This window comes from Spirosoma rhododendri (assembly GCF_012849055.1).
GTDB classification, from domain to species: Bacteria; Bacteroidota; Bacteroidia; order Cytophagales; family Spirosomataceae; genus Spirosoma; species Spirosoma rhododendri.
In genome coordinates, this window is sequence record NZ_CP051677.1 from 2,153,147 (window position 1) to 2,172,363 (window position 19,217).

General features: G+C 55.0%; 18 protein-coding genes. 14 read left to right on the top strand and 4 right to left on the bottom strand.

The window, feature by feature from the left end:
• The first annotated feature begins 42 nt into the window (after window positions 1-42).
• From HH216_RS09065 to HH216_RS09080, 4 genes are all read left to right on the top strand, one after another.
• On the top strand, window positions 43-1,485 hold the full coding sequence (locus HH216_RS09065; protein ID WP_169550525.1) for a DUF1800 domain-containing protein: 1,443 nt from the start codon (window positions 43-45) through the stop codon (window positions 1,483-1,485).
• Window positions 1,486-1,560: 75 nt separating this feature from the next.
• Window positions 1,561-2,769 (top strand): DUF1501 domain-containing protein, encoded by a 1,209-nt coding sequence (locus HH216_RS09070; RefSeq protein WP_169550526.1) that lies wholly within the window; start codon window positions 1,561-1,563, stop codon window positions 2,767-2,769.
• Window positions 2,770-2,935: 166 nt separating this feature from the next.
• The gene (purE, locus tag HH216_RS09075; RefSeq protein WP_169550527.1) at window positions 2,936-3,418 is read left to right on the top strand and encodes a 5-(carboxyamino)imidazole ribonucleotide mutase; all 483 of its coding nucleotides are present in this window, start codon (window positions 2,936-2,938) and stop codon (window positions 3,416-3,418) included.
• Window positions 3,419-3,434: 16 nt separating this feature from the next.
• Window positions 3,435-4,253, top strand: a complete 819-nt coding sequence (locus HH216_RS09080) for a LysM peptidoglycan-binding domain-containing protein (protein ID WP_169550528.1) — start codon at window positions 3,435-3,437, stop codon at window positions 4,251-4,253.
• Between the two features lie 67 nt (window positions 4,254-4,320).
• On the opposite strand, the gene HH216_RS09085 is transcribed toward HH216_RS09080, so the two are convergent.
• A complete protein-coding gene (locus tag HH216_RS09085; protein ID WP_254448753.1) occupies window positions 4,321-5,148 on the bottom strand; it encodes a DUF481 domain-containing protein in 828 nt (275 codons plus the stop codon).
• Window positions 5,149-5,288: 140 nt separating this feature from the next.
• On the opposite strand from HH216_RS09085, the gene HH216_RS09090 reads away from it, so the two are divergent.
• A complete protein-coding gene (locus HH216_RS09090) occupies window positions 5,289-6,260 on the top strand; it encodes a Gfo/Idh/MocA family protein (protein WP_169550529.1) in 972 nt (323 codons plus the stop codon).
• A 154-nt stretch (window positions 6,261-6,414) separates the two neighbouring features.
• On the opposite strand, the gene HH216_RS09095 is transcribed toward HH216_RS09090, so the two are convergent.
• A complete protein-coding gene (locus HH216_RS09095) occupies window positions 6,415-7,272 on the bottom strand; it encodes an Rpn family recombination-promoting nuclease/putative transposase (RefSeq protein ID WP_169550530.1) in 858 nt (285 codons plus the stop codon).
• 330 nt (window positions 7,273-7,602) lie between these two features.
• Here HH216_RS09095 and HH216_RS09100 point away from each other — a divergent pair, with 330 nt between their 5' ends.
• The 5 genes from HH216_RS09100 to HH216_RS09120 all read left to right on the top strand — a co-directional run bounded on the left by HH216_RS09100 (window position 7,603) and on the right by HH216_RS09120 (window position 13,629).
• Window positions 7,603-8,766 carry an AIR synthase related protein gene (locus HH216_RS09100; protein ID WP_169550531.1) on the top strand — a complete coding sequence of 388 codons (1,164 nt, stop codon included), beginning with the start codon at window positions 7,603-7,605 and terminating at the stop codon, window positions 8,764-8,766.
• Between the two features lie 58 nt (window positions 8,767-8,824).
• Complete coding sequence (locus HH216_RS09105) at window positions 8,825-9,967, top strand: T9SS type A sorting domain-containing protein (protein WP_169550532.1); 1,143 nt, start codon at window positions 8,825-8,827, stop codon at window positions 9,965-9,967.
• A gap of 80 nt (window positions 9,968-10,047) precedes the next feature.
• Window positions 10,048-10,659: a thioredoxin family protein gene (locus HH216_RS09110; RefSeq protein WP_169550533.1), complete on the top strand. Its 612-nt coding sequence runs from the start codon at window positions 10,048-10,050 to the stop codon at window positions 10,657-10,659.
• Between the two features lie 54 nt (window positions 10,660-10,713).
• Entirely contained in the window at window positions 10,714-11,259 is a 546-nt protein-coding gene (locus HH216_RS09115; RefSeq protein WP_169550534.1) for a sll1863 family stress response protein, read from the top strand.
• Between the two features lie 258 nt (window positions 11,260-11,517).
• On the top strand, window positions 11,518-13,629 hold the full coding sequence (locus HH216_RS09120; RefSeq protein ID WP_169550535.1) for a peptidylprolyl isomerase: 2,112 nt from the start codon (window positions 11,518-11,520) through the stop codon (window positions 13,627-13,629).
• 196 nt (window positions 13,630-13,825) lie between these two features.
• Here HH216_RS09120 and HH216_RS09125 read toward each other — a convergent pair whose 3' ends face one another.
• Complete coding sequence (locus HH216_RS09125) at window positions 13,826-14,263, bottom strand: peptidylprolyl isomerase (RefSeq protein ID WP_169550536.1); 438 nt, start codon at window positions 14,261-14,263, stop codon at window positions 13,826-13,828.
• A gap of 255 nt (window positions 14,264-14,518) precedes the next feature.
• On the opposite strand from HH216_RS09125, the gene HH216_RS09130 reads away from it, so the two are divergent.
• The 4 genes from HH216_RS09130 (at window position 14,519) to HH216_RS09145 (ending at window position 18,152) form a co-directional block, all read left to right on the top strand.
• Window positions 14,519-14,836 carry a DUF952 domain-containing protein gene (locus HH216_RS09130; protein ID WP_169550537.1) on the top strand — a complete coding sequence of 106 codons (318 nt, stop codon included), beginning with the start codon at window positions 14,519-14,521 and terminating at the stop codon, window positions 14,834-14,836.
• A gap of 11 nt (window positions 14,837-14,847) precedes the next feature.
• Window positions 14,848-16,347: an efflux transporter outer membrane subunit gene (locus HH216_RS09135; RefSeq protein ID WP_169550538.1), complete on the top strand. Its 1,500-nt coding sequence runs from the start codon at window positions 14,848-14,850 to the stop codon at window positions 16,345-16,347.
• Between the two features lie 145 nt (window positions 16,348-16,492).
• Window positions 16,493-17,563, top strand: a complete 1,071-nt coding sequence (locus HH216_RS09140) for a mannose-1-phosphate guanylyltransferase (protein ID WP_169550539.1) — start codon at window positions 16,493-16,495, stop codon at window positions 17,561-17,563.
• A gap of 115 nt (window positions 17,564-17,678) precedes the next feature.
• The gene (locus HH216_RS09145) at window positions 17,679-18,152 is read left to right on the top strand and encodes a hypothetical protein (protein ID WP_169550540.1); all 474 of its coding nucleotides are present in this window, start codon (window positions 17,679-17,681) and stop codon (window positions 18,150-18,152) included.
• Window position 18,153: 1 nt separating this feature from the next.
• On the opposite strand, the gene thiL is transcribed toward HH216_RS09145, so the two are convergent.
• The gene (gene thiL / locus HH216_RS09150; protein WP_169550541.1) at window positions 18,154-19,185 is read right to left on the bottom strand and encodes a thiamine-phosphate kinase; all 1,032 of its coding nucleotides are present in this window, start codon (window positions 19,183-19,185) and stop codon (window positions 18,154-18,156) included.
• Window positions 19,186-19,217: the final 32 nt, after the last annotated feature.

A 19,217-nucleotide genomic window follows, 5' to 3' on the forward strand; every position in this document is an offset into this window, starting at 1 on the left:
GCTGAGCCGGATAAATTGTCTTGTACACATAGCCAGAATGCTATGGACACGTACGAGAAAAACAGACAGGCGCAGGTTCGGTACCTCTACAGCCGGGCCGCTTTCGGGGCGACACCCGCTGAACTGACTCAGGCGGTTGAACAGCCGCTGCGCAAAACGATCCGGCAGCTTTTCCACAATAGCGCGTCGGTCAGCGATCTGATCGTGGTGGAGCCGGAGCAGAACCAAACGCGGCCGGTGCTTCGGCAGCTCGTGCGCGACGGGCAACTCGACAAAGAGATGCTCAGAGAACGCATCAAACAGAACGCGCAGAAAATTCGTGATCTCAACCTGCTGTGGGTCGACCGGATGGCGGCTGGTTCGGGGGCGTTGCGCGAGAAGATGGCTCTGTTCTGGCATGGTCACTTTGCCTGCCGCCCGTCGGGGCAGAACGCGCTGTTTATGCAGCAGTACATCAACACCATCCGGCGGCACGCGCTGGGTAAGTTTAGCGATCTGCTGATGGGCGTGTCGAAAGAACCGGCGATGCTGCAATTTCTCAATAACCAGCAAAACCGTAAGAATGCACCCAACGAGAACTTCGCCCGCGAGGTGATGGAGCTGTTCACGTTAGGGCGGGGTAACTACAGCGAACACGACGTCAAGGAAGCCGCCCGCGCCTTTACCGGATGGCAGTATACGCCAGCCGGTCAGTTTGTGTTTCGGGAGCGCGTTCACGATGAGGGCGACAAAACGATCTTCGGCAAAACGGGGCCGTTCGTTGGGGAAGACGTTATTGCCGCACTGCTCGCCAACCGGCAGACGGCCCGCTTCGTTACGAGTAAGCTGTACCGGTATTTCGTGAACGAAACCGAAGACAAAAAACGGGTCGATGAACTGGCCGATCAGTTTTACAAAAGCGGCTACGACATTACGGACCTGATGGAGACAATGTTCGGTGCCGACTGGTTCTACGATGCCCGTAACGTCGGTGCGCATATCAAATCGCCGGTGGAGCTGCTGGCCGGGATGCGACACACGCTGGGCATCACCTTCGATCAGCCGCAACCCCAAATTTTTGTGCAGCGTACACTCGGCCAAACATTGTTTTACCCGCCCAACGTAGCAGGCTGGCCGGGTGGGCGGAGCTGGATTGATTCATCGAGCCTGCTGTTCCGAATGCAGTTGCCTGCTTACGTGCTGAAAGCCGCCGAAGTGACCATCCGTCCGAAAGAAGACGGCGACGTCAACACCGAAACGCTGGCCCGCAAAGGCGGCAACAACTTCCGCACGACCGTCGACTGGCCGGCTTTCGAAGGGGCATTCGCTACCGTCGACGACCAGAAATTAACCGACGCTATCGCCGGGGCGCTGCTGCCGTTTGCCCTGCGCCCCGACCAGCGAACGCTAATCGTCAGTCAGGCAGGAACCGCCAACGACCGCTCCCAGCGCATCCGCTCCCTAACCGTATCGATCATGGCCCTGCCGGAATATCAACTAAGTTGAAGAGTTCAAGGTCTATGGTTCAAGGTTTAATGTTGCCTGAACCTTAGACCTTAAACTATAAACCGTAAACCATCTATGAACCGTCGCAATTTTCTTGCTCAGTCGGCCCTGACAGCGGCTGGGTCACTGATGATCCCCAACTTCCTGAAAGCCTACGAACTGTCGGCGATGGGAACGCCCTTGGCACCGTCGGGTAAGATTCTGGTTATCGTTCAGCTGTCGGGCGGTAATGACGGGCTCAATACCGTGGTGCCGTACCGCAACGATATCTACTACCGCGAACGACCGACGATTGCCATTCCTGCCGATAAGGTGCTGCCGCTCAACGACGAGATAGGCCTGCACCCGGCGATGGAACCGCTCCGTGCCCTGTACGACGACGGGCTGCTCACGGTCATCAACAACGTCGGCTACCCCAACCCCGACCGGTCGCACTTCCGCTCGATGGACATCTGGCAGACGGCCAGCGATTCCAGCCAATACAAAACCAGCGGTTGGGTCGGGCGTTATCTCGATTCGGCCTGCGCGGGGAAAGTCCAGCAGCCGTTTCGTACCATCGAAGTCGATGATACGTTGAGTCTGGCCATGAAAGGCGAAACGCTCAACGGCATGTCGCTGCTCGACCCGAAAAAGCTGTACAACCAGACGCGGAGCAAGCTCATCACGGGTCTGAGCCACGAACACCCCGACGAGCATCAGTCAGTAGCGTATCTGTACAAGACGCTGGCCGAAACGGTGTCGTCGGCTGACTATGTATTCGAGAAAACGAAGCAGAAACATGCGGTGTCGGGTACAACATACCCGAACCACGAACTGGGCCACCGTCTGCACACCGTGTCGCAACTGATTCAGTCGGGACTGGGAACGAGCGTGTACTACGTATCGATCAGCGGGTTCGACACACACATCAACCAGCCGGGGCAGCAGGCTCGTTTGCTGGGGCAGTATGCTGAAGCTGTCGGCGCGTTTATGGCTGACCTGAAAGGAGCCGGTCGGCAAAATGATGTGATGCTGATGACGTTTTCGGAGTTCGGTCGGCGCGTGAAGCAAAACGCCAGTAACGGTACCGACCACGGTACGGCCAGCAACGTCTTTCTGATTGGTGGCGGGCTACCATCGCGCCGGGTACTGAACGAAGCACCGAACCTGAGTAAGCTGACCGATGGCGACCTGACGTATACGGTCGACTTCCGGCAGATCTACGCGACTTTACTACACGATTATCTGGGTGCCGACGATGTGGCTATTCTGGGTCGTTCGTTCGAGCCGCTGAAACTGGTGTGAGTGGATAAGAAAGAGGAAAGATGTAAGAAGGAAGCGCGTACGTAACGGAATTCTTTTTTCTCACGTCTTTCCTCTTTCTTCCGGGGAAGCCAAAAAATCAGCGTGAGCAGCCCGGAAATCTGCCTGAAACTGCGTTATTTCGCAGACGGTCAAGTCCGTATTCGCAATGGTAGGTATTATTATGGGTAGCCTCTCCGATCGTAAGGTCATGCAGGAGGCCGCCGACGTGCTGACCGTATTGGGTGTAGCATGGGAAATGGACATCGTTTCGGCGCACCGGACGCCGGAGAAAATGGTCGACTACGCCAGAACGGCCCGCGACAGAGGGTTAAAAGTTATTGTAGCCGGGGCCGGGGGAGCCGCCCATCTACCCGGCATGGTCGCTTCGCTGACAACGCTGCCCGTGATCGGGGTTCCGGTCAAATCAAGCAACTCCATCGATGGCTGGGACTCGGTCCTGTCGATCCTGCAAATGCCGGGCGGTGTGCCGGTGGCGACGATGGCCCTCGATGGGGCCCGTAATGCCGGTATTTTGGCTGCGCAGATTGTGGGTACGTTCGACGAGCGCGTAGCAACTAACCTGGCCAGATTCAAAGAAGAACTCAAAGAAAAGGTGGCCGACATGAGCCGTCAGCTCACCGAATCATAACGCTTTAGCAACACTGATGGAAACCGAAAACCAGTCGACCAATCCCCGTCAGCCGGGCAGCGCGAGTTTACCCGCCATTACGCTGGTGGTGCTGATCGGTATGATTGCCGCTCTGCTATATGTGGGGTTTGAATACATCTCCGACGATACGGCGGGGTCTGACGAACTGACCAACGTGGCAATCGACACGCTGTCGCAGCAGCCGCTGGCGCAGGAAGACCCCGACATGCTGATGGCCCCCGACGAAGCCGACACATCGTCGCAGCCCGCTCCCGTTGATCTGTCGCAGGCAACGCCCCCCGCCGACGCACCCGAAGCCAATGTACGGGCGGAGGAAGTAGCCGACGACAACCGGGAAACAACCGACGGTAAACCATCGGCCGAAGAAAAGAAAGCGGTAGCGGAAAAGGCTACGCCGGTACGGAAGGAAGAGCTGATGAAAAAGCCTGAGCCGCCGAAAGAAGCCAAGAAAGAAGAGCCCAAAGAGAAGCCCGTTGTGGCCGAGAAACCCGCTGTCAAGGCAGGTGGCGTTACCACCACGCATACCGTCGGGGCGGGCGAGACCTTCTACGGTGTTGCCAATCGGTATAACATGAAGGTGAGCACGCTCAAGGCACTGAACCCCAACGTGTCGGAGAGCGATGTTAAGGCGGGCGTTACCCGGCTGAACGTCAAGACAATGGCCGTGCATACAGTGGGCGCGGGCGATGTGTTGCGGGTCGTTGCGCAGAAGTATGGCGTCAGCAAAGAAGCCATCATGCGGGCCAATCACAAAGACAAAGACATAGCTACCCGGGGCGAACGACTGATTATTCCGTATCCGGACAAGCAGTAGACGGGGGCCTTGCCCCCAAACATTCATTGCTAAAAAGCGTGCGAGCCAGCCCTGGTTCGCACGCTTTTTATTTTCGTTCGTAGGTCAGGCCAATTGTGAAGCGCAGGTCGTTGTTTTGCCGGCCCGGCACCACCAGACTCTCGTAGGCGTTTGCCAGTGTCGTGCGCAGGCTGATTACCGTGTTTAGCTTAACCTGTAGGCTCACCGTCGCGTTCCAGCGCACGTTGTACTGACCGATAGCGGGCTGGTAAAGTGCCGTATGGGTCAGTGTCCAGCGGTTGTTTGAAAAGTTGTACTCGCCAAACAGACGGGTTGAGTTTCGGACAATATTGATATCGTCGAGTTCGTAGAAATCGGTGAATTCCTGCAAAATCACGTTCGTCACCGACAGGTAAGCCCGTTTGGTCTGCACCAGTTTATAGCCCGCCCCACCCGCAATGGTCCACCGCCGGTTGATCTGCCGGAGGTTGCTACGTTCGTACGAGCCGAAGGTCAGGTAATACAGCGTCCGTTCGGGGCGGTAGGTAGCGCGGAGGTCGCTAAACAGTTCACGTTCGGCCAGCACACCACTCTGTTTGCCGTACACGAACGAAGGATTAGCCGACAGTTTGAAGTAATTGCTCAACGTGTAATCGAATGAACTGGCGAGCTGGAGCAACTCCCGATTCACGTTGCCCGCCGTGATGGTACCGTCGGCGGTGAACTTGTAGCGAAGCAGGTGTAATGGCTTGGGAACGATGACGATAGTATCCTTCGTTGTTGAATCGACCAGTTTGCGGACCGAATCCGGCACGGCGGGGCGCAGCGGATCGGGTTGTTCAACGACCTGCGCCCGCAGGCTGTTTACGGTCAACAGTGAGCAGAAAAAGAGAAAGCAGAAAAGTCTATTTTTCACAAAAAACACGTTGGTACAGCCCGCAACGTAGGAAAAAAAGCCCACATTCGGCCCTTGGCAGGTTCAAGGTTTATCGTTTAATGGTCAATGTTAATTCGTCGGAACCTTGTACTTTAAACCACAAACATTAAACTCGACACATGACTCGCTGGGGAATTTTGGGCCCGGGCCGTATCGCCCATAAATTCGTGCAGGACCTCTTAACCCTGCCCGATGCACAATTGTACGCTGTCGCTTCGTCGGATCAGGACCGGGCGGATGAATTTGCCCGGCAGTACGGGGCTGAGCACGCGTTGGGTAGTTACGAGGCTTTGCTGACGTTGCCCGATCTGGATGTGGTGTACGTGGCGACTCCGCACGTACTGCACCACGAAAACGCCCTGCTACTGCTTAACAAAGGTATCGCGGTGCTGGGCGAAAAGCCGTTTGCCATGAACGGCGCGCAGGTAGCCGAGATGGTCGATCTGGCACGATCGAAACAGGTGTTTCTGATGGAAGCCCTCTGGAGCCGGTTCATGCCGGTTTTGCAGCGCGCCAAAGCCCTGGTCGACGATGGAGCCATCGGTACCGTAACGGGCGTAAGGGCCGATTTTGGTTTTGCCGCCGATTTTCAGCCCGATGGTCGGCTCTACAACAAACAGCTTGGGGGCGGCTCTCTGCTCGATATCGGTATCTACCCGCTGTTTTTCTCGTACCTAATGCTGGGTATGCCAGAGCAGGTAAAAGCCAGCGCGATTTTCGGGCAAACGGGCGTTGATGAACAGTGCGGCATGGTGCTGACCTATCCGAACGGCGAGCTGGGCATGCTCGACAGCACATTACGGGCAAAGACGCCCTGTGAAGCGTATGTGCAGGGCACGACCGGGCAAATTCGCATTCATTCCCGCTGGCACGAAACTGATGCCTTAACGCTGACGCGCACTGGCCACGAATCCGAAACGATTCGTATCGAGCGTGGCACCCACGGCTACGACTACGAAGCCCAACACGTGATGGATTGTCTGGCGCAGGGCCTGACCGAAAGCCCCGTCTGGTCGCTCACCGACAGCCAGAACCTAATGACCCTGCTCGACACCGTCCGGCAGGAAATCGGCCTGACCTATAGCGAATAAATTAGGCGATATCGAACCGTAATTGTTTGCCAATTCCCAGTTGCACAATCTTGTTCAGCGTTTCTAGCTGAATATCAGACTTGCCGTTCTCAATTCGGGAGATGTAATGCCGTGGCGAGCCCGGTTGGGCTGTTAAACCTGCCATTGCGGCCTGCTACCTGTTGCTGGAGAGATTGCGCACAAAATCTTCACTTACGCCAACGGTTTGCGCTATCTGAGTGATAGTTAAAATGCCTAAGCTTAATAGGTTTTTCACTGTTTCACTTTTTACTAAGCTTTCTCTACGGGCCTCTGCTTCTTCAATTCGTTGTTTTTCCGCATTGACCGCTTCGGCGTTGGCCGCTGTCACACGAGCAAAGTAAGCCCGCTCTTCTGGACTCATCTTGCGGGTGTCTAACTCGTCAATCGCTCGCTTAAGCCATTCCTCATTCCAGAAAGACGGGTACTGAGTAGGCTCGGTGGTGTGAAGCGTTTTCATAGTATAAACCAGCTTGTCTAAATCAGTCTTTATCTCGGTTACTGCCTTATCAAACTTAGCCAATTCCACAGTGATAAACGTAAGTTGGCTGTCAATGATTTCACCGGTTTCGCTTCGCAGATTGGCTAAGGTGTGAAACGACTCGGTGGGTAGGATATTCTTGGCCAGAATAGCGATGGCATAAATCTTAGGTAGATTGGCATAATCGAAGGCACCCCGCTCCACAACGGTATTGAACTTGTGCAGGGCATAGAACTTCATGCGCTGGATGAAGTGAGGGGCCACTCCCAACTGCATTTCAACAATGAATTGGCTGCCGTTCTCATCGGTGCAAGCTAGATCAAAAATGCCACTGCGACTGTCGACAGTTAGGGATTCAAAGGCGTTTTTATCAAAATGCACCTGTCGGATATGGATGTCGGATTTGATAAGAGCTTGCAGAGCTGTACGTAAAAATAGAATGTCAGTTTCATTGCCAAAAGTGGCTTTGAAGCCGTAATCAGATAGTAGGGAAATGTAAGGGCCGGTTTGCATGGGGTAAAAATAGTCAGGATTGCCTAGCCGGAAGGTGCGGCTTGTTGACCGAAACCCGCTCGTTTACCAAGCTGTCCCTAGCTCTAGGTTTACCCCGTTGGCCGGAGCCCAAACTTGAGAAAAAAGCGTGCCTTTGCGAGCCGTGCAATCTGTCGACTGGACGCTGGAAATGTAAGACCGGCACAGATGAATACTCAACGTTCAATTAGATGAAAAAGCGTCTAGTTAGATACCTGAACTCCGCACTTTGTGTTTGATTAGTTACGCAATCTGAAGTAGAGCAGCAAGGTCGGCCATATCCTGTCGGGCTTTTCTCGCTACCTTTGCGGCATGACTGATCGATACGCGCAGCGCGGTGTCTCCGCCAGCAAAGAAGACGTTCACAACGCCATTGCCCGGCTCGACAAGGGCCTTTTCCCCAAAGCATTCTGCAAAATCGTCCCCGACACCCTGGCTGGTGACCCGGATTTCTGCACGATTATGCACGCAGACGGGGCCGGTACCAAGTCGTCGCTGGCGTACCTGTACTGGCGCGAAACGGGCGATATGAGCGTGTGGCGGGGTATCGCGCAGGATGCTATCGTGATGAATACCGACGACCTGATCTGCGTGGGTGCCACGGGCCCAATGCTGCTGTCGTCGACGATTGGGCGCAACAAAAACCTGATTCCGGGTGAAGTCATTGCCGAACTGATTAACGGCACGGAAGAGGTATTGCAGATGCTGCGCGACCACGGGATGGAGATCTACAGCACGGGTGGAGAAACCGCCGACGTGGGCGATCTGGTCCGCACGGTCATTGTCGATAGCACGGTGATTGCCCGGATGCGTCGCGACCAGATTATCAGCAACGACCGGATTCAGGCGGGTGATGTAGTAGTTGGGTTAGCATCCTTCGGGCAGGCTACCTACGAGTCGACGTACAACGGCGGTATGGGCAGCAACGGGCTGACCTCGGCCCGGCACGATGTACTGGCCCACGCGCTGGCCGACCGTTATCCCGAAAGCTTCGACCCCGCCGTCGACCGGAGTTTGGTCTATAGTGGGTCGCAGTCGCTGACAACGCCGGTTGATGGTACGGGCCTGACGGTCGGGCAGCTGATTCTGTCGCCTACCCGTACCTACGCGCCGGTGGCGAAGGTGCTGCTCGATCAGCTGCGGCCACATATTCACGGCATGGTGCACTGCTCCGGTGGTGCGCAAACGAAGGTGCTGCACTTCATCGATAACCTGCACGTCATAAAAGACAACCTGTTTCCCATTCCGCCCCTTTTCCAGCTGATTCAGCAGGAAAGCGGCACAAGCTGGCAGGAGATGTACAAGGTATTCAACATGGGCCACCGACTCGAAGTCTACCTGGCCCCCGAACAGGCTCAGGCTGTAATCGACATTGCCCAGTCGTTTAATATTGACGCTCAGATCGTTGGTCGCGTAGAAGCGTTTGCTGGCAAGCAAGTCACGATTCAGGCCGAAACTGGTACGTTTGTGTACTAAGTCGTTGTAGGCAAGCCGGTTTACGTTATAACTTGCGGGTGAATTTACTATCCCGCCAATGTTCGTTAGATATGCCTGTATATCAGGCCTTGTCCTGCTTAGTGCGCTACCCGGAAACGCACAGGATCTGCACTTTAATACGACGGCTCCGGCCTGGGTCGATGGTGCCCGCAGCAACAGGTACGCGCAAATCGGCAATCCGGCGGTTGATGTAAACGTCAGCGTGGCCAGTACGGGCGGTAGTCAGACGTTTACGCTGGGCACGCCCAAAGGTGTGAGTACGGGGCTACAACTGGCGGTCAATTTTGCCACAACCGGCGACACTAAAGTGGTCACTGTCACCTTTGCCGAAGGGGTACAAGGGTTATCGTTTTCGCTGCTCGGCATTGATAAAGGAGCCAATAGTCAGGATAAAGTAACCATCAGCGGGTCTATTGGCAGGCGCAGTTCGGCACCTTCGCTGAATCCGTCGGCTTACGTGACGGTGTCCGGCAACACCCTGACCGGCACCGCCGACGATCCGGGCAGTGCCGCATCGGGCGTGGCCTTTGGCGGATACGTCGATAAGGTGACGATCACGTTTGGTTGCGGACCGAATTCACCCGCTAATCCCACCGCGCAGGGTATCACGATTGGGCATCTTAGCTGGTCGGGGCCGCTGCCCGTTGAACTGGTATCGTTTACGGCCAAACCGCAGGGGCGAGGTATTCGGCTGGACTGGGTGACGAACGGAGAGCGAAATGCTGGTCAGTATCATGTTGAACGAAGCCGTGACCTGACCGACTTTACGCCCATAGCCTCACTACCCGCCGGGGGAACGACAGATCAGCGGCAGACATACGGATTCCCGGACGAGTGGCCACTGGAGGGTACGAATTACTACCGGCTCCGGCAGGTCGATGTTGATGGTCGGAGCGCGTATTCAAAAATTGCAGCCGCAACAGCCACCGACAGCGAACCGATACTCGACGTACTGGGCAACCCCACCGATAAGTCGGCCATTCGGGTGTACACGCGTAATTTGCCGGATAGCATCTTTCAATTGCTTACATCAACTGGTCAGGTCTATTCGCTCAATACGGCAATTGATGGCGACGGTACGCTGCGACTGACGACCCCGGCTTCCCTACTCCCCGGTATGTACTGGCTCCGCGCTGATACCGCTGGTCATCGAATAAGCCGGGTGGTTGTTATCCGGTAGCTAACGGTAGCTAAGTAATGCGGGTGGACTAATCTTCCGGTTCTGTTGTTTGTCTAACAGACGTTGACCAACCGAATACGATGACCGGGCGAATCCACCACTTCTTTCTGTTGACTTTACTGCTGTTTGCCGGGCGGATTCACGCCCAGTCAGGCTATTCGCTCGGTGATGCCATCACGAATTTTACCGTAAAAGGTACCGACGGTCGTCCGGTGTCGTTGACTGACTATGGGTCGCAGAAAGGTGTGATCCTCATTTTTACCAGTAATCACTGCCCTTTTTCGCGCACGTATGAAGACCGTATTCAGGCGCTGAACCAACGATTTGCCCCGCTTGGGTATCCCGTACTGGCCATTATGGCCAACGACCCGGCTGCGTATGAAGAGGACTCGTTTGCCAACATGCAACGCAGAGCAACCGAGCAAAACTATTCGTACAGCTACACGATGGATGAATCACAGCAGGTAGCTCGTCGGTTTGGCGCAACCCGTACCCCGCAGGCGTTTGTTCTCAAGCGGGCAGCCGACCAGTTTGTGCTGGAATATATGGGGGCCATCGATGATAACCCACAGGACCCATCTGGTGTGCAGCGGCAGTACGTGTCCGACGCCGTTACGAGTTTACTGGCCCGGCGCCCCGTTGCCACGCCAATAACTAAAGCGGTGGGATGTGCCATCAAACTACGATCCTGACCGGGGTGGCACAGGGTTTGTACCATCACTGCTAAATCAAACTACACAGTTACAATGAAGAAGACCCAACTCGTATTCAAACAGATCAAAAATGCCGCTGGTATTGTTATGGTCGTTGCTGCTCTGGCACTGACCCAGTCGTGCAAATCTGACAACAAGAACGAGTCGCGCACGGAAGACGCGGTAGAGAATACGGGCGACGCAATTAAGGCTGATACAAAAGATGCGACTGCCGAAGCCAAAGCTGACATGGAAGCTACTGGCGACAAGATGGACGCTAAAGCTGACGAAGTAGGCGACGATTTCAAGCGTGAGCGTGATGAGGCTGTGGCCGGTATGAAGGTACAGCGTGATAAGCTCGACACGAAAATCGATGAGCTAAAGGCTAAAATGGACAAGCAGAGCGACAAAGCGAAGGCAGAGTCGAAGGAGCAGATGGCCAAATTGGAAGAAGAGCGTAAGGAACTGGGTGAAGATATGGACAAAGCGCAGAATGCTACGGCAGCCGCCTGGAAAGACGTGAAAACGGGTTTCAAACGCGCTGGTAAAAACATTGGCGACGCTTTCGATAAAGCCGGGGATAAACTCGACAGAAACTAGTAGAACAGCTTAACAGGCGTTCTCAGTCAAAGCCGGTCACCGTATGGTGACCGGCTTTATTGTTTTGGTACAGAACCAGAGACTGAGTCATTTTCTCCACAAAGTGTATCAAATCGGAAACAGTCGCCGTGCCCTCACTAAGTTGAACAGTCTGGTGGTTGACAGAAAAAATATGAACGGTGTCGTACCGGGCATAGTCTTGTATTACAGTCTAAAAACGCGTTATTTTGCGGGCTAAATTGACTATATAATAGAGCAATGTCTGTTATTAATAAGATTAGAGAACATTCAGGAGTAGCTGTCGGCGTAATCGCCGTCAGTTTACTGCTGTTTATCGTCGGCGGGGATCTGCTCGGCGGCCGAAACCTCTTTGGTGGTAATCAGCAGGAAGTTGGTGAAATTGCCGGGCAATCGATTGACGTGCAGGACTTTAATGCCAAAGTCGATCAGTTGCGGGCGCAGTATGAGCAGCAAACAGGCCGCGCTCCCGGCGATCAGGAAATGACGCAACTGCGCGAACAGGCCTGGAATCAGCTGTTGTTCGACATTGCTTATCAGGAGCAGTTCGACAAGCTGGGGCTGAAAGTATCGCCTGAAGAGCTGTTCGATATGGTGCAGGGCAACAACATCAGCCCCGCCGTTCGGCAGGCATTCACAAACCCGCAGACGGGTGTTTTCGACAAAAGCCAGATCATCAGTTACCTGAAAGGCATTCGTAACCTGCCCGCACAGCAGCAGGCTGCCTGGGCATCGTTTGAGCAAAGCATCAGCGAAAATCGTCTGCGTGATAAGTACGAACGGCTGATGACGCTGTCGAACTACACGACGATGGCCGAAGCGCAGAAAGAATATCAGGCGCAGAATACGAAAGCAAATATCAAGCTGCTGTTCGTGCCCTACTACGCGATTAACGACACGACTGTGAAGGTGAGCGATTCGGAACTGCAAAGCTACCTCGACAAGCACAAGGACGAGTTTCCGGGTGTTAACAGCCGGTCGATGCAGTACGTAACGTTCTCGGTGGCCCCCTCGAAGGAAGACAGCGCGAACCTGTATACAGAGATCAAAACGCTGGCCCGTGGTCTGGGTGCGGCTGGTAGCGATTCAACGTTCGCCCAGCAGAACAGCGACGTTCGTGTACCACTTTACATGACGGCTGGTGAAATGCCGGAGCAGCTGCGGGCGTCGATCCCGACGTTTGCACAGGGTGGTATCTACGGACCGTTCCGCGAGGGCAACACGTATTTTATCTACAAATACGGCGGTACCAAAACCGATACAAGCTATACGGCTCGCGCCAGCCATATCCTGATTCGCCCAACGGCGCAGACCGATTCGGCAAAGGCAGATGCGCGTCGTCGGGCTCAGGCGATTCTGGAGCAGATTCAGGGCGGTGCTAACTTCGAAGTGCTGGCCCAGCAGAACAGTGCCGACGGTTCGGCGCAGTTGGGTGGCGATCTGGGTCCGTTTAAAAATGACGGGAAGATGGTAAAGCCGTTCGAGAGTGCAGTATTCGGCGCTACGTCGGCTGGTCTGATTCCCCGCCTGATCGAAACAGAATTTGGTTACCACATCATCAAGGTAACGCAGCCAAAGACGAATCAGCTGTATCGCATTGTTGGTATCGGGAAAAGCATTGCTCCCAGCCAGACGACTCGTGATGAAGCCCTGCGCAAGGCCGATCAGTTCGCATCGGGTGTAGGCAATCAGGACGAGTTCAACGCCAAGGTTAAAGAAGAAAAAGGATTGGTTGTGGCAACGGCTGAACGGGTACCGGAAGGTGCCAATCAGGTTAACGCGCTGACCGATGCCCGTCAGCTGGTTCGCTGGGCATTCGACAACAAAACCGATGTCGGCGATGTGTCGGAACCGTTTGAAATTGGCGATCAGTACGTCATTGCCGTGCTGACGAACAAGACGGCTAAAGACGACGTAAAAGTTAGCGACTACAAGAACGAGCTGACGGCCAAAGTTCGCAATCAGTTGAAAGGCGAGCAGATCATCAGCAAACTGGGCAGTGCCAGTGGTTCGCTGGAAAGCATCGCACAGAAATACGGCGCTGGTGCGCTGGTTGAAACCGTCGACGATGTGAACCTGGCAACGGGCTTCCTGCGTAGCGCGGGCGTCGACCCGACGGCACTGGGTAAAGCGTTTGGTCTGAAAGCTGGTCAGCGGTCGAAGCCCTTCGCGGGCGAAGCCGGTGTACTGATCGTTGAGCCAACGCAAATCACGCCCGCTCCGGCCATCGCCGATTACACGATGTACAAAACGCAGCTTCAGCAAAACAGTGCGGCCCGTACCGGCTTCTACATCAATGAAGCCATCAAGGAAGCAGCTAAGGTTGAAGACAACCGGGCGAAGTTTTTTTAATATAGTTTAAGTTTTGTAGGTCAACGTTTAAGGTTATACCCAACCAAACAAAGAAGGCCCCGTCTGTTGCAGACGGGGCCTTCTTCGTTTCGATTATTTGTCCTCGACAGCTTCCAGCTGTCGAAGCCGGGTCGGAGTCATATCAGCCGCGATAGCGGCTCCGACAGCTGGAAGCTGTCGGGGACAATCCAATCAACTAGTCTTCAACGATCGTGATGCTGTTGATTTTGTCGCCCTGCCGGATCTGATCGATCACGTCATCGCCTTCCACAACTTTACCGAAAACCGTGTGGTTGCGGTCCAGGTGGGCGGTGTTCTGCCGGTTGTGGCAGATGAAAAATTGCGAACCACCTGTGTTGCGGCCCCGGTGCGCCATCGAAAGTACACCCCGATCGTGCCGCTGATTTTCGCCAGTCAGTTCGCAATCGATGGTGTAGCCCGGACCACCCGCACCCGTACCGGTTGGGTCGCCACCCTGAATCATGAAGTTGGGGATGACACGGTGAAACACGACGCCGTCATAAAACCCTTTTTTCGCAAGCGAAATAAAATTATCGACCGCTTTTGGGGCATCCTTCTCGAAAAACTCGATCAGCATAGTACCCTTGTCGGTGTTCATTTGAGCCTTAGGCATAACGAAAACTGTATGTTGTTGGAAGTGCAAAGGTATAGCTTTGCCCCGGTTACTGCATACGATCGCTGGCGGGGAAGCATCGCCTAGGCTGGCTGGATGGCCCTGCGGAACGAAATAAACCGATCAATAAGCGCAAATCATCCTTGAAATAAGACAATTAGACCTCCGCCTATTTTCGCTTACTTTGTAATAGCTGTAACACTGTCTGATCTGTAAATGAGTTTATGGTTTCATACGGAACAGAATCAGATCTCTATGAGCCGCATTTATCACGTTGTCACGGCCGCCGACTGGGCAAAGGCTGACAAACAGTCGACCTACGAAGCCGCCAGCTTACACACCGAAGGGTTTATTCACGCATCAGAACGGAGTCAGGTGGGGGGTGTGCTGAGCCGCTACTACGCGAACGTTCCCGATCTGCTTCTACTGCACATCGATACAGACAGGCTGACATCGGAACTGCGTTATGAAGTATCCACCAACCACGAGCTGTTTCCACACATTTACGGGCCCATCAACCGGGACGCCGTAGTTGAGATTGAGAAGCTGACCGATACGGGTCAGGACCACTAAGAAAAGCTGTTATGATAAACGCATATGGGCTCGTCGCCGGTTTGCTGCTGACCAGTTTCGTGTCGCTGGGGCAAACAACCCCGCTTAACGCGCCCGGTGGAGCCGTAACGGTGCAGCCGGGCAGTGTTCCCGCTAATTCGCCCGGTACCGTTCAGCCACAGACGCCCACGCCTGCGACCCCCGCCGGTACGGCAATCAGTTCCGCCCCGTCGCCCGATGCCAATGCACCGGCTCCTGCGCTGACAGTGAGCGGCTTCAAACGGTTCAGCGATCCACTGCTCGAATCGCTGATTCAGCTGGGGCTCGACAATAGCCCCAACCTGCGGGCTGCGCTGAGTCGGGTTGAAGAAGCGCGTATACGGGTGCGGGTAGCTCAGTCATTTCTGTCGCCGTCGATACGCAGTTCGGCCCTTATAACGTCGCAGAGCCTGTCGGAGCGTCGGCCGCTGTCGGTGCCGAATCAGGCTGATTTGCTGCCCCGGTTTCAGCTGAACACGTTTCAACTGCTGCCTATCGACGCGAGTTACGAACTGGATCTGTTCAAGCGCATTCGAAACACGATCAATGTCGCCGACTTGCAGGCGCAGGCCAGCGACGCCGATTTTCAGTCGTTCCGGCTGACGCTGGCTTCTGATATTGCCCGGACGTATTTGCTGATTCGGGGCAACGACGCTGAGCAGAGTGTTTTCGTTCGTAACATTCAGTCCCGTGATTCAACGCTGGCGATCCTACGCGAACGGTTCCGGGCGGGCCTTATCAGTCAGATCGACGTACAGCGGTCCGAAACCGATTATGCGACGTTGCAGGTAACGCTGAAGGGACTGGCGCGCGCCCGGATCGAACTGGTCAACGGACTGGCCCAACTGTGCGGACAGAACCCCAATCAGTTTCAGATTCCCGCCGGTAATTTGCCCAGTCAGGTGCCGCAATACCCGTACGCGACTGTGCAGCTCGATCAGTTGCAGCGTCGGCCCGACCTGCTGCAATACGCCCGGCAGAACCAGATCGCTATCGCGCAGGTAGTGTTGCAACAGGCAAGTACGCAGCCGCGCGTGACGCTGATCGGGTCGGCGGGGATTTTGTCGGGTCGGATTGGTCCGTGGTTCACGCCCAGCAGCGCCACGTATATTGTGGGCGTTAATGCGTCGGTGCCGCTTTACGAAGGGCATCGGGCCCGCCAGAATATTGCCCTCGCCCGGCAGCAGACACAAACCAATCAGCAGACCTACCAGCAGGCTCTGCAACTGGCACAGCGCGACGCCGAGACAGCGCTGGATAACCAATCACTACTGCGCGAACAGATCGACCTGCAACAGCAGACACTATCGCTTGCCCGCCGTACGGAACGGTACAATCGCGAGTTGTATATACGTGGGCTGGCAACGTATCTGGAAGTGCTTGATGCCCAGCGCACCATTCTGACGGTAGAGCAGCAGCTTGTGCAGCTACGAAGCCAGGAAGCGCAGTACGCCGTAGCGCTCCTGCGCGCTGTTGGTGGCGACTATCAGTAGACGTATTGCCGGTACAAGTTATGTACATACTTTCGGCTACCCGTTCAATCATTTCCTGTGCATGGATAAACCTTTTCCTGTGGATTGGGGGTAAACTTGCCGGGTATTTGGTCTTTACCTCCACCAATTACACTTCGATTGCTGTATGAATCATACGTATGTTATTATCATGGCTGGCGGGGTTGGCACACGATTCTGGCCATTTAGCCGGACGAGTTACCCCAAACAGTTTCACGACGTACTCGGCACGGGTCGTACGCTGCTTCAGCAAACGGCCGACCGCTTCACCGGTATCTGTCCACCCGAAAACATCTTTATCGTAACCAGTTCGCTTTACCGCGACCTGTGTCTGCAACAACTGCCGCAACTGACGAGCGAGCAGGTACTGTGCGAGCCAATCGCTCGTAACACGGCGCCCTGCATTGCGTATGCCTGCTACAAAATTGCCCAGCGCGACCCGGAGGCCAACATCGTTGTTGCGCCCGCCGACCATATCATCCTGAAGGAAGAAGAGTTTCAGCGCACCATCCAAACGGCCCTCGACGCTACGAAGGATCAAGATATCCTGGTTACGCTCGGTATCCAGCCCAGCCGCCCCGACACGGGTTATGGGTATATCCAGTATGTGCCAGAAGGCGATAACGTAGTCAAGAAGGTAAAGACGTTCACCGAGAAGCCCAACCTCGAACTGGCGAAGCAGTTTGTCGATAGCGGTGAGTTTGTCTGGAACGCCGGTATTTTCGTCTGGAATGTGCAGGCAATTCTAAAGGCATTCAAAGCGTATCTGCCCGAAACTGCCGAGATTTTTGAAGAAGGTGCTACTGACTATTACCAGGAAAGTGAAGCCCGCTTCATCGATAAAGCGTACTCGCTATGCGGCAGTATCTCGATCGATAACGGCGTTATGGAAAAGGCCGATAACGTTTATGTCGTGTTGAGTGATTTTGGCTGGTCGGACCTGGGAACGTGGAAGTCGTTGTACGAAGTATCGGACAAGAATGACGATCAGAACGTGATCGACGGTCATGTGCTGCTGTACGACACGAAGAACTGCATCATCAAAACGCCGAAAGAGCGGTTGGTCGCCATCAACGGTCTCGACGGGTTTATCGTCGCTGAATACGACAACGTACTGATGATTTGCCGTAAAGAAGATGAGCAGAAGGTGAAAGTGTTCGTCGCTGACGCCAAAGCGCGCGGGGGCGAGTTCGTCTAAGCGGCTGACACTGACAGTAGAAAATAAACGAAACGGGTACGGATTTAACAGCCGTACCCGTTTCGTGTTTGTGGGGCTCTATTTTTGCGGAGTTCTGATTATGACGCACACGGCTGTGAAAAATCAACTGATACTACTGGTGGGGTTACTGCTGCTCGGCAGTTTGACAGGTTGCAACCCGTTGCCTGCCGTGTCGACTGGTCCGGCCGATACGCGGGTGGCCGGTACGTGGCGGCTGCTGGAACGCCGGTTTCTGAAAGACTCCGTCTATTCTGTAAGGATCGATACCATCACCCAAACCCGCGATACCAGCTTCCTGACCGTTCGGCGTTACCCGACTACCCCTGCGCAGACAATAACGTTCAACAGCGACGGTACGCTCACGGCCAGCGGCAGTGAAATGTCATACTATTTTCCGATGCAGGCGTTTCGCGTCGACGCCACTTACCCCGACAGCCTGTTCCTGAATTTCTATATCACATCGAACCGGGCCACGACCTTTTCCCGCCAGCCGCTACGCTTCCGCAGCGACACCATGCTACTCGTACCCAGCAGCGAAGCCTATTCCCGATTCATCCGGGTACGCTGAACTACTGACTCTCCGACGGCCAGCCCTGCGCCCGGATAGGCGTTTGCTGCCCGGCTTTGGTTGCCAGCACGATTTGCGACGGATCGGCCGTGAGGTAGCCAATGGCGGTGATGCGCGCGTTGGTCGATAGTTTGTCGTATTCCTGCGGGCGAATCGTAAACAGCAGTTCGTAGTCTTCGCCACCGTTCAGGGCTGCCGTAACCGGGCTTATCTTGAATTCGTCGGCTGCCAGATGCGTCTGATCGTCGATCGGCAGATTCTCATCGAATAGAACCGCGCCCGTTCTGGACTGACGGCACAGGTGCAGCAGTTCCGACGCCAGCCCATCCGATACGTCGATCATGGCGGTGGGGCGAATCCCCAAGTCGCGCAGCTCGTGAACAATGTCGGTACGAGCATCGGGGCGGAGTTGTCGCTGTACCAGATACGCCCGCTCTTCCGACAGATTTGGCTGCATGTTGGGGTCAGCCAGAAATACCTGCTTCTCACGTTCGAGCAGTTGCAGACCGAGGTAAGCCGCGCCCAGATCGCCCGTAACGCAGATCACGTCGTTGGGCTGGGCCGTGCTCCGGTACGTAATCAGGTCTTTGGGTACTTTGCCCAGTACTGACACTGACAGAATGAGCCCCGACCGCGAGGAAGACGTGTCGCCCCCGACCAGATCAACGTTGTAGGCTTCGCAGGCCGCCCGAATACCTTCGTACAATTCATCGATAGCTTCGACCGGGAAACGGCTGCTCAGGCTCAGCCCGACCGTTACCTGTATGGGTAGGCCGTTCATGGCGGCAATGTCAGACACCGCGAACGTAATGGCTTTGTAGCCGAGGTGCTTGAGCGGCACGTACGTCAGATCGAAGTGAATACCTTCGACCAGCACGTCGGTTGACAGTAAGCCGTAATTTTCGTCGTCCCAGACAAACACGGCGGCATCGTCGCCGATACCAAGAACGGTTTCCGGGTGAGTAGGGGCGGGGGTTGCCTGCCGGATGCGGTCGATCAGGCCAATTTCGCCCAGTGTAGTTAAGTCAGTCATGAAATTAGTTTGTCGTGCGTAGTCTGTGTGTA

Bases quoted from the DNA above. Each gene is read 5' to 3' on its own strand.
- HH216_RS09135 (WP_169550538.1), top strand. From the start codon at position 14,848: ATGATAAACGCATATGGGCTCGTCGCCGGTTTGCTGCTGACCAGTTTC.
- HH216_RS09070 (WP_169550526.1), top strand. From the start codon at position 1,561: ATGAACCGTCGCAATTTTCTTGCTCAGTCGGCCCTGACAGCGGCTGGG.
- HH216_RS09065 (WP_169550525.1), top strand. From the start codon at position 43: ATGGACACGTACGAGAAAAACAGACAGGCGCAGGTTCGGTACCTCTAC.
- thiL (WP_169550541.1), bottom strand. From the start codon at position 19,185: ATGACTGACTTAACTACACTGGGCGAAATTGGCCTGATCGACCGCATC.
- HH216_RS09140 (WP_169550539.1), top strand. From the start codon at position 16,493: ATGAATCATACGTATGTTATTATCATGGCTGGCGGGGTTGGCACACGA.
- HH216_RS09080 (WP_169550528.1), top strand. From the start codon at position 3,435: ATGGAAACCGAAAACCAGTCGACCAATCCCCGTCAGCCGGGCAGCGCG.
- HH216_RS09095 (WP_169550530.1), bottom strand. From the start codon at position 7,272: ATGCAAACCGGCCCTTACATTTCCCTACTATCTGATTACGGCTTCAAA.
- HH216_RS09130 (WP_169550537.1), top strand. From the start codon at position 14,519: ATGAGCCGCATTTATCACGTTGTCACGGCCGCCGACTGGGCAAAGGCT.
- HH216_RS09100 (WP_169550531.1), top strand. From the start codon at position 7,603: ATGACTGATCGATACGCGCAGCGCGGTGTCTCCGCCAGCAAAGAAGAC.
- HH216_RS09125 (WP_169550536.1), bottom strand. From the start codon at position 14,263: ATGCCTAAGGCTCAAATGAACACCGACAAGGGTACTATGCTGATCGAG.
- HH216_RS09120 (WP_169550535.1), top strand. From the start codon at position 11,518: ATGTCTGTTATTAATAAGATTAGAGAACATTCAGGAGTAGCTGTCGGC.
- purE (WP_169550527.1), top strand. From the start codon at position 2,936: ATGGTAGGTATTATTATGGGTAGCCTCTCCGATCGTAAGGTCATGCAG.
- HH216_RS09115 (WP_169550534.1), top strand. From the start codon at position 10,714: ATGAAGAAGACCCAACTCGTATTCAAACAGATCAAAAATGCCGCTGGT.
- HH216_RS09110 (WP_169550533.1), top strand. From the start codon at position 10,048: ATGACCGGGCGAATCCACCACTTCTTTCTGTTGACTTTACTGCTGTTT.
- HH216_RS09090 (WP_169550529.1), top strand. From the start codon at position 5,289: ATGACTCGCTGGGGAATTTTGGGCCCGGGCCGTATCGCCCATAAATTC.
- HH216_RS09105 (WP_169550532.1), top strand. From the start codon at position 8,825: ATGTTCGTTAGATATGCCTGTATATCAGGCCTTGTCCTGCTTAGTGCG.